The sequence below is a fragment of the Pseudothermotoga lettingae TMO genome (assembly GCF_000017865.1).
GTDB classification, from domain to species: domain Bacteria; phylum Thermotogota; class Thermotogae; order Thermotogales; family DSM-5069; genus Pseudothermotoga_B; species Pseudothermotoga_B elfii.
In genome coordinates, this window is sequence record NC_009828.1 from 1,179,110 (window position 1) to 1,195,308 (window position 16,199).

Genomic DNA, 16,199 nt, shown 5'->3' on the forward strand with positions numbered 1-16,199 from the left:
ACTCAAGATAATCCTCTCCCAGATAAGAAAGGGTGCTCAGGCACCCTTTCTCATTATTTCTTTTCTCCAAGTTCTGACAGCAATTTTTCGTATTCTTTTTTCAAATTTTCTATAACCTGATCGATAGAAACCTGCCCGGCAACCGCGGCAGACATCTGGCTAACTATAGGAGATTGTAATCTTGAGTAAATTGTCGAATTTCTCACAGTAACAACCCATTCTGGAGTCACTTCAGCGAGTTTGCCACATACGCTCTGCACCTGATCCATCACGGTAGCATCGTATTGAACTTTGTGATTTTTATAAGCAGACATGTGATAGGTCTTTTTTAAATAAATGTCATAACCAAGTCCCTTCCATCCAATCCACAGTGCAAATTTGGCAGCTGCTTCCTCTCTGTCTTTTTTGCCTGTTTTGAATGCCCCGAAAAATCTCCCGCCTTCCAAACTGAGCCACTCCACATCTTTCGGAAGATAAGCGGGAACGAAATTCTTTTCGGCTTTTAAAAGATCCAGTGTACTCCAGCTACCAGCCCAGAGAACGGCAGTCAACCCACCCGTGAAAGCCATATTTGGATCCTGTGCGCTTATCCACTCAGCCGGCACCATTATGTTTTGTTTGAACAAATCTACAAATTCTATGAGCAGCTGTTTTGCTTTAGGATCTCTGTCTAAGGTGTAGTCAAGATTTTCATCAAGAATCTTGACTCCTCTTATACCAAGGTAACAGAACAATCTTTCAGCAGTACGCTGCATAGATAACGCATATGGCAAATTGTTGGCTTCTTTTACTTTTTTAAGTACATCTATGAATTCTTCCCAGGTCCAGGGTTCCTGTTTGCCGCCAAACGGAGGATATGGTATACCTGCTTTCTTAAAATAATCATCGTTCACCCACAAACATTGCAAAGTGAAATGTAATGGAACATATTTTACGGCATCTCCTTCAGAAACACGAATTCGCACAACATCATACATGGCGTTTTTAAATTCTTCAAGGCTGATGTTCAAATATTTCTGGACGTATTGGCCAAGATCGATCATATATTGCATGTATCCGGGCGCATAAGGATAAGTAATCGTTACGAGGTCAGGCAAATCACCGCTCATTATACCCAATCTGACTTTTTGCTCATATTGGGCATACGGTACATCAACCAGTTCGAAATCTACATCAGGATTAAGTTTTTTGTATTCTGCTATCGCTGCTTCAAGGCCTTCTCTTTCCGTACCACCGCCACACCAGACAACAAGTTTCACAGCCGCCATACCTGATATGAATAGAGCCGTAAGCATAAAAGCAATCAGAAAACGCTTCATACTAACCCCTCCCCATTGATAAGATGTGAACCAAAAAAAATTTTATCAAATTTTATCACAGTATTTCAATCAGATTTTCCAGCTTAATATAAGCAATTTTTATGGTTAAAAAGCATCCAGATTGTACATTATAATATATACGTGATAGAAATAAATTTTTTTGCTAAATTTTGAAGGGGGGATCTTCAATGAAGAGATTGTTACTCTGTGTAACTATTTTGATAACTCTAAACATGTGTTTTGCTCTGGAAACAACACTTTCTGAGCAACCTGTTGGGTTTGCGTCAGTCGATGCTCTTGGCTTAAATGGGACAACCGGCGGTCTGGGTGGAAAAGTAGTTTATGTTAAAACAGGTGAAGAACTTGAAAAATGGAGCAGCTCAGAAGAAAAATACATAATCGTAATCGACGGTGAAATTATTTTTGAACCAAGGAGAGAGATCAAGCTAACCTCAAACAAAACTGTTATTGGAATTAACAATGCAAAACTTATCGGAGCAGGTTTTATCATTAAAAATCAAGAAAACATCGTTATAAGAAATATTCATTTTGAAGGTTTCTATATGGAAGATGATCCACAGGGGAAGAAATACGATTACGATTATATCAATATCGAAGGTTCTCATCATGTATGGATTGATCATTGCACATTTGTAAATGGAAATGATGGAGCAGTAGATATCACGAAATTTTCGAGTTATGTAACTGTCTCCTGGTGTAAATTTGTCGATCATGACAAAGTATCACTTGTGGGAAGTAGTGACAGAGAAGATCCTCAAAAGGCTTCAGATAGCTATAAAGTTACTTATCATCATAATTATTTCAAAAACTGTATTCAGCGGATGCCAAGGGTGCGTTTTGGCACGGTTCATGTATTCAACAACTTTTACAGTGCAGGTTTCAGAACAAATGTTTCCGGGAATGTCGTTCCATTGTATGCGATTGCTTCTACTACAAATGCCAGAGTTCATGTCGAAGCAAACTATTTCATGGGATTTGGGGCAAAATTAATGGAAGAGGCCAATGTTGCATTTATTCCAACAACCGTAACAGCGGGTTCGTCCCCTGAAGGTTATCTGAGTTTGGGAAATAACGAGGCTGAAAATATTTTTGTCTACTGTAAAGAGCCACAAGTGAAGTTCTTGAGGGAATCAGAGCCAGTCTTTGAGCCACGCCAGTTTTACAATTACAAATTAAACAGTGCTAATGAAGTACCAAAAATAGTTGTTGAAAATTCAGGATCTGGTAAATTGGTTTTTGTTGATATCGAAACCTGATTGATAGCAGGAACTGTTCTTCTTCCTAACTTGACTAATATTGAAAAAAAGCGTACAATTTATGTACGTACGTTTACGTATGCTGTGGAGGTGGTATCAATAGTACCAAAATACAAAATAATAGAGCAAACTTTGATAAAAGAGCTGAAATCCGGGAAATACAATTCTGGCGATAAACTTCCTACAGAGAAAGAATTGATGGAGCGGTTTGAAGCCAGCAGAGAAACTGTGAGAAAAGCGCTTGATAGATTGGCTGTCAAAGGTATTATTACCCGCAAACCTGGTGTAGGGACATTTGTGAACCTCGGGAAAGAAAACCACATGGTTGGTATAATAGTTCAGCAGATAACGAGCTACATATTTCCCTATATAGTTTTTGGAGCAGAAGATTATCTATTCAGAAATGGCTACAAGATGTTGCTTGGGAACGCATCGGAAGATCCCAACAAAGAAAAGCAAGTTATCGGTGAGTGGATTGAATCGGGAGTAACCGGTTTAATAATAGACCCTGTGTGCAGCGCAACAAAAAGGGCAAATAAAGAGTATGTAGAATCGCTGGTAAAAGAAGGAATAAAAATAGTTCTTGTTCACAGCGATTGGAATATAAATGGTACTGGCAGTGTTGTTCTTGATGATTCATACGGGGGTAAAAAAGCTGCAGAGATTTTTCATCAATTTGGTCACAAAAAAGTTGCTGTACTATATAAATCAATTCACCTGCCAAGTGTTATAAGAGCAAAAAGTTTTGTGGAGAGAGCAAATGAGCTGGGGTTTGAAAAAATTTATGAAAAATCATTCAATGTTTCCGAATTTACAGGAGCTCCAATGCAGGGTTCTTTTGAGCTTCTCAGCCTGCCAAAGCAACTGCGCCCCACAGCTATTTTCTGCTATAATGATGCGACGGCACTTCAGCTACAGCTTGTTGCAAAACGACTTGGCCTGAGAATTCCGGAAGATGTCTCAGTTATAGGATTTGATGATGCTCCTCTGGGAGATTTCAGAGAAACTCTGACAACATTTGCTCACCCCAAAGAAGACGTAGGCAAAAAAGCGGTAGACATTCTCTTGAAAATGATTCATGGTGGAAGAGCAGAGAAAATAATTCTACAACCGGAGTTGATAGAAAGAAGTTCTGTTTCTTCACCATCAGAATAATCAGGAGGGGTTTCATGTACGAAAAAGAAAAACAATTACTTTATGAGGCTCATTTGACCCTTGAAAAATATGGTCTGGTAGCTTATACAAGTGGAAATGTTAGCTTGAGAATCGACGATAAGGTCTTGATTAAACCCTCTGGTGTGCCATACTCTTCTCTTAAACCATCTGACATGGTTCTTGTGGATTTAGGCGGGAAGATTTTAGATGGAAATATGAAGCCATCAGTTGATACAGCTACGCATTTGTATCTATACAGAAATATAGAATGGGCAAAATCTATCATACACACACACTCTACCTTTGCAACTGTTTTTGCTGTACGCGAAAAACCATTGCCTGTTTTATGCACTGCACATGCAGATGTTTTTGGTGAAGAGATTCCAATTACTGAGTATGCCCCGGTAGGATCTGAAGCAATTGGAAAGGCTGTTTTAAAGGTAATGGGAAAATCAGGAACAGTTCTTTTGAGAAAGCACGGCGTAATAGTTGTTGGAACCTCAATTGAAGACGCTCTCAAAAAGGCAATTTTTCTGGAAGAAGTGGCGAAAATGAGCTATTTTGCTCTTGCAAAACAGCAAGTCACCCCACTCGATATAGATGAAATAAATAAATTACACCAACAGTACCACACAAAATACGGACAGTAAAAGTTTTAAGTCAGGAAGAAATTTTTCAATCTTGATGAAAAATATAGATAACAGGCGAAAATACTAGAAAAACAAAGATAATCCCTTGATTTTAATGCCTACTTTTTATACCCCCCAATAGTAAGATAATTTGGCTGTTGATTTCTTTTTAAGTTGTAGTTATACTTATGACGTACATATACGTACATTTCTTGTATTCTTGGTTAATATTGTGGCGGATTTTCTTAAAAAGGAGGGGTGCTGCATGAGAAAGTTGCTTTTGGTTTGCGGTTTAGTTTTGACTCTCCTATCGTCTTTGCTTTTTGCCGAAAATGTGGTAATAAAGTACGCGCACTGGAATGCGCTTCCTTCAGATTCTTACAATTACGTCAAAGCATTTGAGGAAAAATATCCTAATGTGAAAATTGAGTTTATGCAGATTCCCGAAGCCGAATATTCTCAAAAACTTCGCACGATGGCCATGACTGGTACAGCTCCCGATATTTTTTGTTTGTGGGAATCGGATCTGGCAGATTTCGTAAAAGCAGGGTGGATTGTTTCACTTGATAATTATGTGCAACAAAGCAAAGAGCTTGATCTTGATGATTTTATTCCTGCTGTGAAACAATTGATGCAACTCCAAGGACATCTGTATGGATTACCCTGGTGTTTTGCCACGGAGATAATGTATTACAACAAAACTCTGTTTGACAAGGCAGGAGTCCCTTATCCGAACGCAAATTGGACCTGGAAAGATTTTGAAAATGCTGCCAGAAAATTAACTATCACAAACAACGGGCGAGTCACCCAATGGGGCTGTGATGCTATTAGTTTTCAGGGCCTGTGGTATTCAATAATTGGCACCTTCGGTGATAAAATTGTAGACGAAAAAGGTCGATTTGCATTAGGTGATGGTGCAAAGGAATTTCTTACCTGGTGGTTAGGCTTGACAAAAGATGGTGTAGTTGCCGCTCCGCAGATATCAACCTCGGGTGTAGTCTCTGCAGATTTGTTTATGGCAGGCAAAGCCGGTATGAGTGGCAAAGATGTCGATTTTGTGGCAAGAGAGGTTGTTCAGAAAAGCAAATATTCCGAGTTCTGCTTCAGATATGGTTTAGGACATGGTATAGGACTTGAGGTTCACGAAGAGCCAAGGTTCAGTCCTAAAGCTACTGATCCATTGCCAGAGAATGCTGTTGTAACTATTGAGCCTGGTATTTATATTCCCGGTGAATTTGGGATAAGAATCGAAAACGACGTGATTGTAAAAAGTTCATCTTTTGAAACAATAACAACTCTGTCAGAGGACCTGACAGTACTTTAAGATCTATTTCTGGAGGTGGCCAGTGTGGAAAGGACCAAAATATACGAAGAGCTTGAAAAAAGGCGCTCCGCTATAAAACCGATCAACAAGCGGATCAAAAAACTCAGAGATGAAAGTGTAAGCGCTAAAGCTAAAGTTTCTCTTGAACGCGCGAAGCTTATAACTGATTTTTACAAAATGGCGCCGAAAAATGTTTCATACCCTGTCTTACGCGCGCTGGCTTTCAAATACCTCATGGAAAACTGCAGCCTTCCAGTTGAAGATGGGCAGTTAATAATTGGCATCAGAGGTACTGGCCCCAAAGAAGTTCCCACTTATCCAGAAATATGCGTTCACACTCTGGAGGATCTCGAGACACTGGCAACAAGAAAAAACATGCCATTTCAGGTCGATAGTCAAACACGTAAAGTGTATGAAGAAGAAATAATACCTTTCTGGCAAGGACAGGCAATGAGAGACATTCTCTTTCAAAATTTGCCGGCTGAGTGGAAAAGAGCCTATGAAGCTGGCATCTGGACGGAATTTATGGAACAAAGAGCCCCCGGACATACTTCTGGTGGCGGATGGATTTTCAAAACAGGTGTTCTGGATATAAAGAAAAGGATAGAAGAAAAAATCCAGCAGCTTTCTGCTTCCGATCCAGAATATTTTGAAAAACTCGAAGAATTGAAAGCAATGAATATTTCCTGTGATGCTATTTTAATATATGCAAAAAGATACAGCGAGAAATTAAAAAAACTTTCAGAGAATGAAAAAGACCCTCAGAGAAAACAAGAACTTTTAGAAATGTCAAGAATCTGCGAGAAAGTCCCAGCACATGCCCCGGAAACTTTCTGGGAAGCCCTTCAGCATTACTGGTTTATCCACGTTGGTATCACTTATGAAACAAATCCATGGGATTCTTTTACTCCGGGCAGGCTGGATCAGCATGTATACAAATTTTATGCAAAAGATATTGCATCAGGTGTTTTAACACGCGAGAAAGCAAAAGAGTTATTGCAGGCTTTCTGGTTGAAATTCAACAACCAGCCATCGGTGCCAAAAGTGAAGATAACCGCCGAAGAAAGTTTCACATACAACGATTTTTCAAAGATCAATATCGGTGGTCTTAAAACGGATGGATCAAATGCCGTGAACGAGCTTTCCTATCTCATCCTTGAAGTACTTTCCGAGATGAGAACGCTTCAACCAAACACTGCTGCTCTTATAAGTGACAAGAATCCCGACGCTTTTCTTCTGAAAGCCCTGGAAGCTCTCTCACCTGGTTTTGGGGAACCACCTCTTTTCAATTACGACAGGATAGTTGTAAAAATGCTACGCCAGGGCAAAACTCTTGAAGATGCCAGAGAATCAGGTGTGAGTGGCTGTGTTGAAACGGGTGCACTTGGTAAAGAGGCGTATATTCTGACAGGATATCTCAATCTTCCGAAGATTCTTGAGATAACACTCAATGGTGGGATAGATCCAGGAACCGGCAAGCGTATAGGGCTTGAAACGAAAAAACCACAAAATTTTGATGAACTCTGGGATTTTTTTGCAAAACAGCTTCGATATTTCATAGACATAAAGATGAAAGGTAACGATATCATCGAAGCTCTGTATGCTAAATATCTGCCTGTGCCATTCATGTCGCTATGGATACAGGACTGTGTGGAAAATGCAAAAGATTACAACGCCGGTGGAGCCCGATACAATACGCAGTACATTCAATTTGTGGGTCTTGGAACCGTTACAGATTCACTTGCGTCCATTAAATGGAATATCTTTGATAGAAAACTTTTTACTTATGAAGAAATGCTAAAAGCTCTGCATAATGATTTTCAAGGTTTTGAATATATGAGGCAGATTTTCCTGAACAAAACGCCAAAATACGGAAATGACAATGATTACGCTGACGATATAGCAAAAAAGCTTGTCGATTATATCGTCCAGATTGTTGAAAGTTATGAGCCTTCCCCGGTGAGAAAGGCATCTCGAAGATGCTATTTCCTTCCAACAACTGTTCATGTCTATTTTGGCAGCGTGACAGGAGCAACCCCAGACGGTAGAAAAGCCGGTATGCCCGTTTCAGAAGGTATATCACCTGTCCAGGGTGTAGACAGAAAAGGCATAGCAGCTGTTTTCAACTCTGTTTGTAAATGCGATTGGGACAAAACTGGCGGGGCTCTGTTGAATCAGAGGTTAACACCGGATTTAGTCAAAGAAAAAGACAATCTGGAAAAACTTGGTAAATTGATAAGAACATATTTTAGAATGGGTGGACATCACGTTCAGTTCAACGTAGTTTCTTCAGAATTATTGAGAGAAGCCCAGAAAAAACCAGCTGATTTTGAAGACTTAATGGTTCGGGTTGCTGGTTACAGTGATTATTTTGTCAGTTTGCCAAAAGGCCTTCAAGAAGAAATCATAGCTCGGACAGAACAGGATGAGTTGTAATATGGAAGCCCTTGTTTTTAATATACAGAGGTTTGCCATACACGATGGGCCTGGTATAAGAACAACAGTTTTTCTAAAAGGATGCCCTTTATCTTGCTGGTGGTGCCACAATCCTGAGGGCATCCGTTTTTCCAGGGAATTGATGTATACCCAACACAAATGTATTCATTGCCAGAGCTGTGTGGTTTCGTGTAAAAAAGAAGCTCTCAGCTTCAAAGATGACATATTATTTCTTAACAAAGATCTCTGTTCACTGTGCGGTGCGTGCACAGAAATATGCCCCACAACTGCTCTGAAAATGGTAGGTACACAAATAAGCTGCGAAGATATTTTGAAAGAGCTTGAAAAAGATACGACTTATTTCGACCAATCAGGCGGTGGAGTTACTTTTTCAGGAGGTGAGCCTTTATCTCAAATTGATTTCTTACTTGAAATTCTACCGGAATTGAAGCGACGCGCCGTGCACGTGGCAATCGACACCTCTGGCTATGCAAAAACAGAGGATCTCAAAAAAGTGCTGCCATATGTTGATCTATTTTTGTACGATCTGAAAGTTATCGATGAAAAAAAGCACATAAAGCATACAGGGGTGTCAAACAGAATCATCAAGGAGAATTTGAAATTTCTCCTTTCGGAAAGAAAATCTTTGATAATACGTTTGCCCATTATACCATCTGTGAACGATTCTGACGAGGATATTCAGAAAACAATTGATTTTCTGAACGAATTAAGGTTCAGATCCGAAATAAATCTCCTGCCCTATCACAATGTGAACGAGAAATATGATGCTCTGTGGAAGATTTTCACTGGAACCAATGAGAAAATCAGCAAGGAAAGGTTGAACCTTATAAAGCAACTGTTCGAAAACAACGGTTTTAAGGTGAAAATAGGTGGATGAGCGTCATTTAAGTCAGATTTATTACAAAGGTTAAAGCGGGAAAAAAATCAAAGATATAAAACGTGACAATCCGATTTTGAACATATTTTCAAGAATACTGCTGAAAATAACCAGAAATCAATCCTTATTTTTATAAGAAGCGCCTTGAATCAGTTTAAATGTTGTGGTCTAATTTGTATGTACATATATGTATAAATATTGATATTCGCCAAATCGTTGTCTTGTTTTCTGATTGTTTTTTGGAGTTTATATCTGATTCAAACATCTTAAGGGGGTGATATTGTTCAAAAAGGTTTTGAGAAAACCTTTGTTGGAACTCATATGGGGAGGTGGATTAAATGGGTAAAAGATCATTTTTCCTGGTCGCTGTGCTGTTGATTTCTCTGATGGTTCTGGTAAGTGGAAAAGTTACTATTACATTCATGACGCCTCTTGCAGGTGAAGATGGTGCGTATATGGATAAAATCATACAGAAATTCAATGCCGAACATCCGGATATTGAAGTTGTGCATCTTGTTCTCGTTAACGACCTTGAGTACAAGACCAAGTTTTTCACAGGCGTGAGTACAAAACAGGCTCCGCAGGTTTTGTTTTGCCGTAAATACGTTATACCTGCGCTGATGGATCAGCTCAAGACTTTTACTGCAGAAGAGCTTGTTAAATACGGAATTGATGTAAACGATATCTATCCAGGACTGATTGAAGGCCTTGTGCAGGATGGAAAAATTTATGGATTTCCTCTCGATTGCTGGATTTTCTACTTGGCATACAATCGTGGTAATTTCGTCAAAGCCGGCCTCGATCCAAATAAACCACCAACAAACAGAGAAGAATTTTTAGCTGCACTGGAAGCTCTCAAAAAGGTCACACCAAAAGATGTCACTCCATACTATGAAAACCCAGGTTGGAGCTGGTTATGGGTACACTATCTGTGGCAATTTGGTGGAGACCTTTTAACGCCAGATTTCAAAAAACCAGCTTTTATGGAAGCTGGTGCGAAAGCACTCAGGTTCATGATGGAACTTCAGGACAAAGGGTATTTACCAAAAGCCAGTGTTGATCCAGGCCCAGTTTTTCTTGGTGGTCAATCGACATTTCTGATCACCGGAATTTGGACAGCTGCTGCTTTCAAAGAGGCTCTCGGTGAAAACTTTGGTGCCGCGCCAGCACCATTACTTGGTACTGAGAAAGCAGTCTTTGGTGGTTCACACGTTCTGGCTTTGACAAAAGTAATGGTGGAAGATCCAGAGGTATTAAAAGCAGCAATGACCTGGGTCAAATATCTCTGGGACCATGCCATAGAATGGTATGCAGCTGGTCAGACGCCAGCAAGAATATCAATTGCGCAGAGTCAGGAATTGAAAGAAAAACTTCCACACATCTACACCGTTGCACAGCAATTACCTTATGTTAAGACATTCCAGATGTTCCCATATATTTCAGAAATGCTTGATTCAATTGCAGTGTATCTGGAAGATGTACTGATAACAAGGAATATGACACCTGAGGATGCAATGGAAGCAGCTGCAGAAGAAGTCCAGGACATTATTGACGATTACTGGGCAGAGCGCGGCAAATAAATAAAAGGAGATGAGGGGAGGAGATGCAGCTTGATGAAACAAAAACTCTCCAGAAGGGTGCGTATGGGGGTTGGAGCTTATCTGTTTCTCCTCCCCCATCTTATCTTCTTTGCGCTATTTGTAGCAGCTCCTTTAATTTATGGTATGATTATGAGCTTCTATAATTGGAAACTAATTGGGGAAGCTCGATTTATTGGACTTGATAACTTTATTCGTGTGTGGAACGATTCGCGATTCTGGGCAACCGTGAAAAATACTGTTTTTTTTGCAGCGATAAGCGTGCCTGTAACGGTCGTTCTTGGTATTGTACTTGCTCTAATATTGAATCAGAAAATGTATGGAAAACTCTGGCCACTTGTCGCTTTTGTTTCACCGGCTTTTTTTGGCTCGATTGGAATTTTGTTTTCATGGGACTGGATTTTAGGATCGCAACCTGCCGCATTAGCAAATTATTACCTGGGAAAACTCGGCGTAATAAAAGAACCTATGTCATGGTTTGCAACTTCTGCCATGGCCTGGGCCTGGATAATTGTAATTACGGCATGGTGGATAGTTGGTTTCAGCGTTTTGTTGTATCTTGGTGCTTTGCAGAGAATACCACCAGAACAATATGAAGCTGCAAAATTGGATGGAGCAGGACCTTTTAAAAGATTTTTTCATATCACGTTACCATGGCTGAAAAATGTACTGTTTTTTGATGTGGTCAGGCACGTGATACTGGCTTTCGGCCTTTTTGATCAGGTTTATATATTGACTGCAGGAGGTCCGGCTGGTAGCACACGAACGATGGTTTATTACCTTTACTTGGTTGGTTTTGAAAGACAGCAATTGGGAAGAGCTGCTGCAATATCCTGGTATATATTCATAGTCGTTATCATATTTGGCCTGATCCAGCTTGCACTTCTAACAAGATCAATCAGAACAGCGGAGGTGGAATAATATGCCGCGCCGTATACCAAAAAAATTAAGAAGACGCATCAAAACTACGTTATTCACAGTGTGCATATGGGTACTTGGTATTTTCTGGTTTGCACCCATCTTTTGGATGCTGAGCACTTCACTTAAACCAACAAATACAGCTGTTACCGAACAAATTCCTCGCTGGATACCGCAACCATTTACTGTTGAAAATTTTGAAAATGTTTTTCAGGCTGCAAGTGGTATAAATGTAAGTCGTGCTTTACTCAATAGTTTGATCGTAGCCATACTTGCTACGATTGCTGGTCTTGTAGTGGCTACTCCAGCCGCGTATGCTCTTGCCCGCCTGAAATTTCCGGGCCAGAAAGTCATTTTTTGGATGTATGTAGCCATATTGGCTTTTCCTTCGGTGCTATTTCTGGTTCCGAACTTTTACATAGTGAACCGTCTCGGAATGATGGATTCTTTTGCGGCTTTGATTTTACCTGGACTGGGAGGAACTTTCGGTGTATTTTTGCTCAGGCAGTATATGCTTGGAGTTCCCAGAGAAATAGAGGAGTCAGCATTGATTGATGGATGCAACCGATTTAGAATATTGATAAGCATAGTTATACCTTTGATCAGGCCTGCTCTGGTTACCCTTGGTCTCATGACTTTCCTTGGTTCCTGGAACAGTTTTCTTTGGCCATTAATTGTGCTTACCACATCGAGTAAGTTTACTTTGCCCATAGCACTTGTTCGTTTTAGTGCTGGCTGGGGAGACCCATACAGAGGGATAGGTACAACCATGGCTGCTGCATTTATATCTGTTGCACCTGTGCTGATTATCTTTGTTTTATTTTATAGATACCTGATACGTGGAATTTCCCTTGGTGCTATTGGAAAGGGGTGAAATGGTTGAAATTTGCTGGTTTCACATTATGTATTTTTCTGCAGGGAATATTGTTATTTGCAAATTCATTGAACATAGATTTAAGCAGATACAATGAGCTTATTGAATCTACAAGAAAAATACCTGTTACCATTCATATAATTGATTTTGATGGCAGACCTCTCAGCAACGTTGATGTTCATATAGAACAAAAAACACATCAATTCTTTTTTGGAAATGCTCCTGAGTATCTAATTTTTGCCTATGCACGTTTTAATTATATGCGGGGTAGAAGATTTGGAATAACGCCTATATCTGCAGAGAAACTGGAACAATACAAATCCCTATATGCAGATCTTTTCAACTATGCTACCGTTCCTTCTTTTTACTGGGCAGATTACGAACCAAGAAAAAATACTCTACCCTTGCTGGATGCAAGTAAGCAAATCATAGAATGGTTAAATGAGAGTGGTATCACAGTAAAGGGGCATACCCTTGCCTGGGGAAATTCACCCGGCGTAGGCGTTCCTGGATGGGTCAGATCTATAGGAGAATCTGGAAATTGGCAGGAAGTCAAAGTTTTGTTAATGGAGAGAATTAAAAGGGAAATTAATGAATTTAAGAGTATGGTGCAGATGTGGGATATTGTCAACGAACCAATTGTTCAAGAATGGTTCAACGGTATTGGCGATGACTACATCTTTGAGGCCTACAAATTGGCCAGAGAGATTGACCCCGATGCAAAACTGGTTTTAAATGAATTCGGAGTGCTTACAAATAAAAACATAAGAAATAGATTTATAAATCTTGCAAAACGCCTCATAGAAAACGATGCTCCTATAGATATAATCGGGATTGAAGCGCATATTTTCACTGGAGAGGATTTAAAAACACAACTTGCAAACCTCGATGGCATATATGCTGCACTTGATGAAATAGCCGAACTTGGTAAACCCATCCATATAACAGAGTTTCAAATACCCCTACCAGCAATTGTGGAAGCTTTTCAAGTAGATACAGAAACAGCTGAAAAGCTTCAAGCAGAAATTGCCCAGGTTTTTTACACTGTTTTCTTCAGCCATCCTGCTGTTGAAGCAATTATCTACTGGAATTTCTACAGAGCCTGGCAGTCTGGTAGTGGATTCTTAAGAGATGATTTTACAGTAAAACCAATCTACTATATTCTTAAAGAATTGATCCAGGAAAAATGGAGAACTTCACTTAATTTAACCACAAACATCGATGGAAGTCTGAATTTTCGGGGATTTTCAGGGGATTATGAAATTAAAGTAAGAGCTGCAAATAAAGAAAAAACCTTCAAAGTCAAAGTAGGCAAAGAAGCCTGTGAACTCATTTTGAAAATAAATGGTGATCAAGAATGAGAAGACTATTCTGTTTTTTCGCAATAGCTGTTTCCATATTTGTTTTTTCGGTTGATTATGAGCTATTCATTGACCTCGATAGAAAAGGTCCCCAAATAAGCCCGGCTCTTTACGGAATTTTTATAGAAGATATCAATCACGGCATCGATGGTGGACTTTATTCTGAACTTGTTAGAAATCGTTCGTTTGAACACACAAACCCTTTAGAAGGGTGGTTAATTAATATCGAAGGTCAGGCTAATGCAGTAATTGAAAGCGTTGATCCAATTGGTGAACAAAATAAAAATTATATGAAAATATCTATCCGGGATGAGAAATCAAAGGTCATCCTTTCAAACGCAGGATATGATGGTTTTTCACTTGAAAAGAATAAAAATTATCTATTTTCGGTATTTGCAAAAGGCAGGTCAAAATTGAATATTATTCTTCACAACGCAGGTATTATTTATGCAAATGTTTGCTTGGAAATCGATAGCAACAATTGGAGAAAATATGAACTTGAGCTTTTTCCTGCCGAAAAATGCGAGAATGCGGTATTCTCAATCGAGATAAATGAGCCATCTGATGTATCCTTAGATATGATTTCTTTGATTTCACCAAATTCGTGGAATAAAATCATGAGGAATGATTTAGTTGAGATGCTCCAAAATCTTCAACCAGGTTTCATGAGATTTCCAGGTGGTTGTCTGGTTGAGGGATACAATTTGGAGAATGCATATAGATGGAAAGATACTATTGGCCCTGTTGAATACAGAAAAACAAAGGCCAATTTATGGGGATATTATCAATCCTATGGCGTAGGCTTTCATGAATATTTTCTTTTATGTGAACATCTATCCTCTGAACCTGTCCCGGTAGTTAATGCAGGTATATCTTGTCAGGTGCGTGGAGCACAATTTTGCCCTGTAGATCAAATTGATGAGTGGGTTCAGGACGCTCTGGACCTCATTGAGTATGCTAACGGATCAACATCAACTGTTTGGGGTAACAAAAGAATGATAAACGGTCATGAAAAACCTTTCAATCTTAAATATCTTGGCATTGGAAACGAAAATTGGGGTGAGGAATATCAAAATCGTTTCAAGATTTTTCAACAAGTTATAAAGGAAAAATACCCTGATATTAAACTGATTTTCTCGTGCCCTCCCGAGTACGAAGGTCCAATATTTGACGAGGCAATTACATGGGCGAAATCGAATGGTATTCAAATAATAGACGAACACATATACGCTCCTTTTGAGTGGTTTCTTGCAAATGCTGATCGTTATGATAGTTACGACAGAAACGGACCCAAAGTCATGATCGGAGAATATGCATGTCACGTATCTGGTAGAAGAAACAATCTTCAGGCCGCTCTTGCTGAAGCTGCCTTTATGACTGGCTTAGAAAGAAACAGCGATGTGGTGGTTATGGCTTCTTATGCTCCTCTGTTCAATAGAGTGGGGTGGTCACAATGGACACCTGATTTGATCTGGTTTGATGCTTCTCGTGTATATGGTACACCGAGTTACTATGTTCAGAAAATGTTCAGCACCAATCCCGGCGATGTAATAATTTACTCTATATTGAGCCCTGAAGATCAACCAATTATATCTGGTATGGCAGGGCTTGGCAGCTGGAAGACACAGGTGGAGTTCGATCATATAAAGATCAGCAATTTTGAAAAGATTCTTTTATATGACGATTTCGCAAAAAATGAGAAAACATGGCAATCTTACAGAGGTATCTGGAAAATAGACAATGGCGTTTTGAAGCAGACAAGCTTGGGAGAAGATCGGCGTGCTTATTTTGGTGAAAAGAACTGGACAGATTACGCAATCGAGGTACGGGCAAGGAAGATTTCTGGGACTGAAGGTTTTCTTGTGTTTTTTGGTGTAAAAGATGATCAGAATTATTATTGCTGGAATATTGGAGGCTGGAACAACAGTATTTCTGCGGTACAAAAATCTATAAATGGTGAAAAAATGATTTTGGCAGGAACAAAGCCTTTAAAGATAGACACAAATAAATGGTACGACATCAGAATAGAGTTAAATGGCGAAAATATTAAGTGCTATCTAAATAGGCAACTTATCCATGACATAAATGATTTCTATCAATACAAACCTTTATACCAGGTTTGCAGCTACGATTATGAATCTGGAGATATTATTTTAAAGGTTGTTAATCCATGGCCAAATGATAAAACAGTCAAAATAGAATTCAATAGAAAAATAAATCTGCATCACACTCGCACCATAACAATAACTTCAAACAGCTATGCAGATGAGAATTCTTTTATTGCGCCTGAAAATGTTTTTCCATATGCATTCATCAGTGAACCGGAAAATCCTTTTATATACATATTTAAGAAATACTCTGTAACAATTTTGAGGATGAATGTCAACGATAATCAGTAATTTTTTATTTT

General features: G+C 39.3%; 12 protein-coding genes. 11 read left to right on the plus strand and 1 reads right to left on the minus strand.

The window, feature by feature from the left end; all coding sequences use genetic code 11:
* Nucleotides 1-53: 53 nt before the first annotated feature.
* A complete protein-coding gene (locus TLET_RS05815; RefSeq protein ID WP_012003182.1) occupies nt 54-1,319 on the minus strand; it encodes an ABC transporter substrate-binding protein in 1,266 nt (421 codons plus the stop codon).
* A 188-nt stretch (nt 1,320-1,507) separates the two neighbouring features.
* On the opposite strand from TLET_RS05815, the gene TLET_RS05820 reads away from it, so the two are divergent.
* The 11 genes from TLET_RS05820 to TLET_RS05870 all read left to right on the plus strand — a co-directional run bounded on the left by TLET_RS05820 (nt 1,508) and on the right by TLET_RS05870 (nt 16,188).
* A complete protein-coding gene (locus TLET_RS05820) occupies nt 1,508-2,596 on the plus strand; it encodes a pectate lyase family protein (protein ID WP_012003183.1) in 1,089 nt (362 codons plus the stop codon).
* A gap of 99 nt (nt 2,597-2,695) precedes the next feature.
* Nucleotides 2,696-3,751, plus strand: coding sequence for a GntR family transcriptional regulator (locus tag TLET_RS05825; RefSeq protein WP_081430104.1), 1,056 nt, complete (start codon nt 2,696-2,698; stop codon nt 3,749-3,751).
* Between the two features lie 14 nt (nt 3,752-3,765).
* A complete protein-coding gene (locus TLET_RS05830; RefSeq protein ID WP_012003185.1) occupies nt 3,766-4,401 on the plus strand; it encodes an L-ribulose-5-phosphate 4-epimerase in 636 nt (211 codons plus the stop codon).
* Between the two features lie 244 nt (nt 4,402-4,645).
* Nucleotides 4,646-5,704 (plus strand): extracellular solute-binding protein, encoded by a 1,059-nt coding sequence (locus tag TLET_RS05835; protein WP_012003186.1) that lies wholly within the window; start codon nt 4,646-4,648, stop codon nt 5,702-5,704.
* Nucleotides 5,705-5,728: 24 nt separating this feature from the next.
* Nucleotides 5,729-8,140 (plus strand): trans-4-hydroxy-L-proline dehydratase, encoded by a 2,412-nt coding sequence (hypD, locus tag TLET_RS05840; RefSeq protein ID WP_012003187.1) that lies wholly within the window; start codon nt 5,729-5,731, stop codon nt 8,138-8,140.
* Between the two features lies 1 nt (nt 8,141).
* Nucleotides 8,142-9,038, plus strand: coding sequence for a glycyl-radical enzyme activating protein (locus TLET_RS05845; protein WP_012003188.1), 897 nt, complete (start codon nt 8,142-8,144; stop codon nt 9,036-9,038).
* Between the two features lie 338 nt (nt 9,039-9,376).
* The gene (locus tag TLET_RS05850; RefSeq protein ID WP_012003189.1) at nt 9,377-10,618 is read left to right on the plus strand and encodes an extracellular solute-binding protein; all 1,242 of its coding nucleotides are present in this window, start codon (nt 9,377-9,379) and stop codon (nt 10,616-10,618) included.
* A gap of 33 nt (nt 10,619-10,651) precedes the next feature.
* On the plus strand, nt 10,652-11,557 hold the full coding sequence (locus tag TLET_RS05855) for a carbohydrate ABC transporter permease (protein WP_012003190.1): 906 nt from the start codon (nt 10,652-10,654) through the stop codon (nt 11,555-11,557).
* Nucleotide 11,558: 1 nt separating this feature from the next.
* Nucleotides 11,559-12,428, plus strand: a complete 870-nt coding sequence (locus TLET_RS05860; protein ID WP_012003191.1) for a carbohydrate ABC transporter permease — start codon at nt 11,559-11,561, stop codon at nt 12,426-12,428.
* A complete protein-coding gene (locus tag TLET_RS05865) occupies nt 12,425-13,789 on the plus strand; it encodes an endo-1,4-beta-xylanase (RefSeq protein WP_144313076.1) in 1,365 nt (454 codons plus the stop codon). Before TLET_RS05860 ends, TLET_RS05865 begins: the two co-directional genes overlap by 4 nt.
* On the plus strand, nt 13,786-16,188 hold the full coding sequence (locus TLET_RS05870; protein ID WP_012003193.1) for an alpha-L-arabinofuranosidase C-terminal domain-containing protein: 2,403 nt from the start codon (nt 13,786-13,788) through the stop codon (nt 16,186-16,188). The genes TLET_RS05865 and TLET_RS05870 overlap by 4 nt, the downstream gene beginning before the upstream one ends.
* Nucleotides 16,189-16,199 lie beyond the last annotated feature (11 nt).

Excerpts from the sequence above, each read along its gene's own strand:
- TLET_RS05815 (WP_012003182.1), bottom strand. The coding sequence starts at position 1,319 with ATGAAGCGTTTTCTGATTGCTTTTATGCTTACGGCTCTATTCATATCA.
- TLET_RS05855 (WP_012003190.1), top strand. The coding sequence starts at position 10,652 with ATGAAACAAAAACTCTCCAGAAGGGTGCGTATGGGGGTTGGAGCTTAT.
- TLET_RS05850 (WP_012003189.1), top strand. The coding sequence starts at position 9,377 with ATGGGTAAAAGATCATTTTTCCTGGTCGCTGTGCTGTTGATTTCTCTG.
- TLET_RS05870 (WP_012003193.1), top strand. The coding sequence starts at position 13,786 with ATGAGAAGACTATTCTGTTTTTTCGCAATAGCTGTTTCCATATTTGTT.
- TLET_RS05860 (WP_012003191.1), top strand. The coding sequence starts at position 11,559 with ATGCCGCGCCGTATACCAAAAAAATTAAGAAGACGCATCAAAACTACG.
- TLET_RS05845 (WP_012003188.1), top strand. The coding sequence starts at position 8,142 with ATGGAAGCCCTTGTTTTTAATATACAGAGGTTTGCCATACACGATGGG.
- TLET_RS05835 (WP_012003186.1), top strand. The coding sequence starts at position 4,646 with ATGAGAAAGTTGCTTTTGGTTTGCGGTTTAGTTTTGACTCTCCTATCG.
- TLET_RS05820 (WP_012003183.1), top strand. The coding sequence starts at position 1,508 with ATGAAGAGATTGTTACTCTGTGTAACTATTTTGATAACTCTAAACATG.
- TLET_RS05830 (WP_012003185.1), top strand. The coding sequence starts at position 3,766 with ATGTACGAAAAAGAAAAACAATTACTTTATGAGGCTCATTTGACCCTT.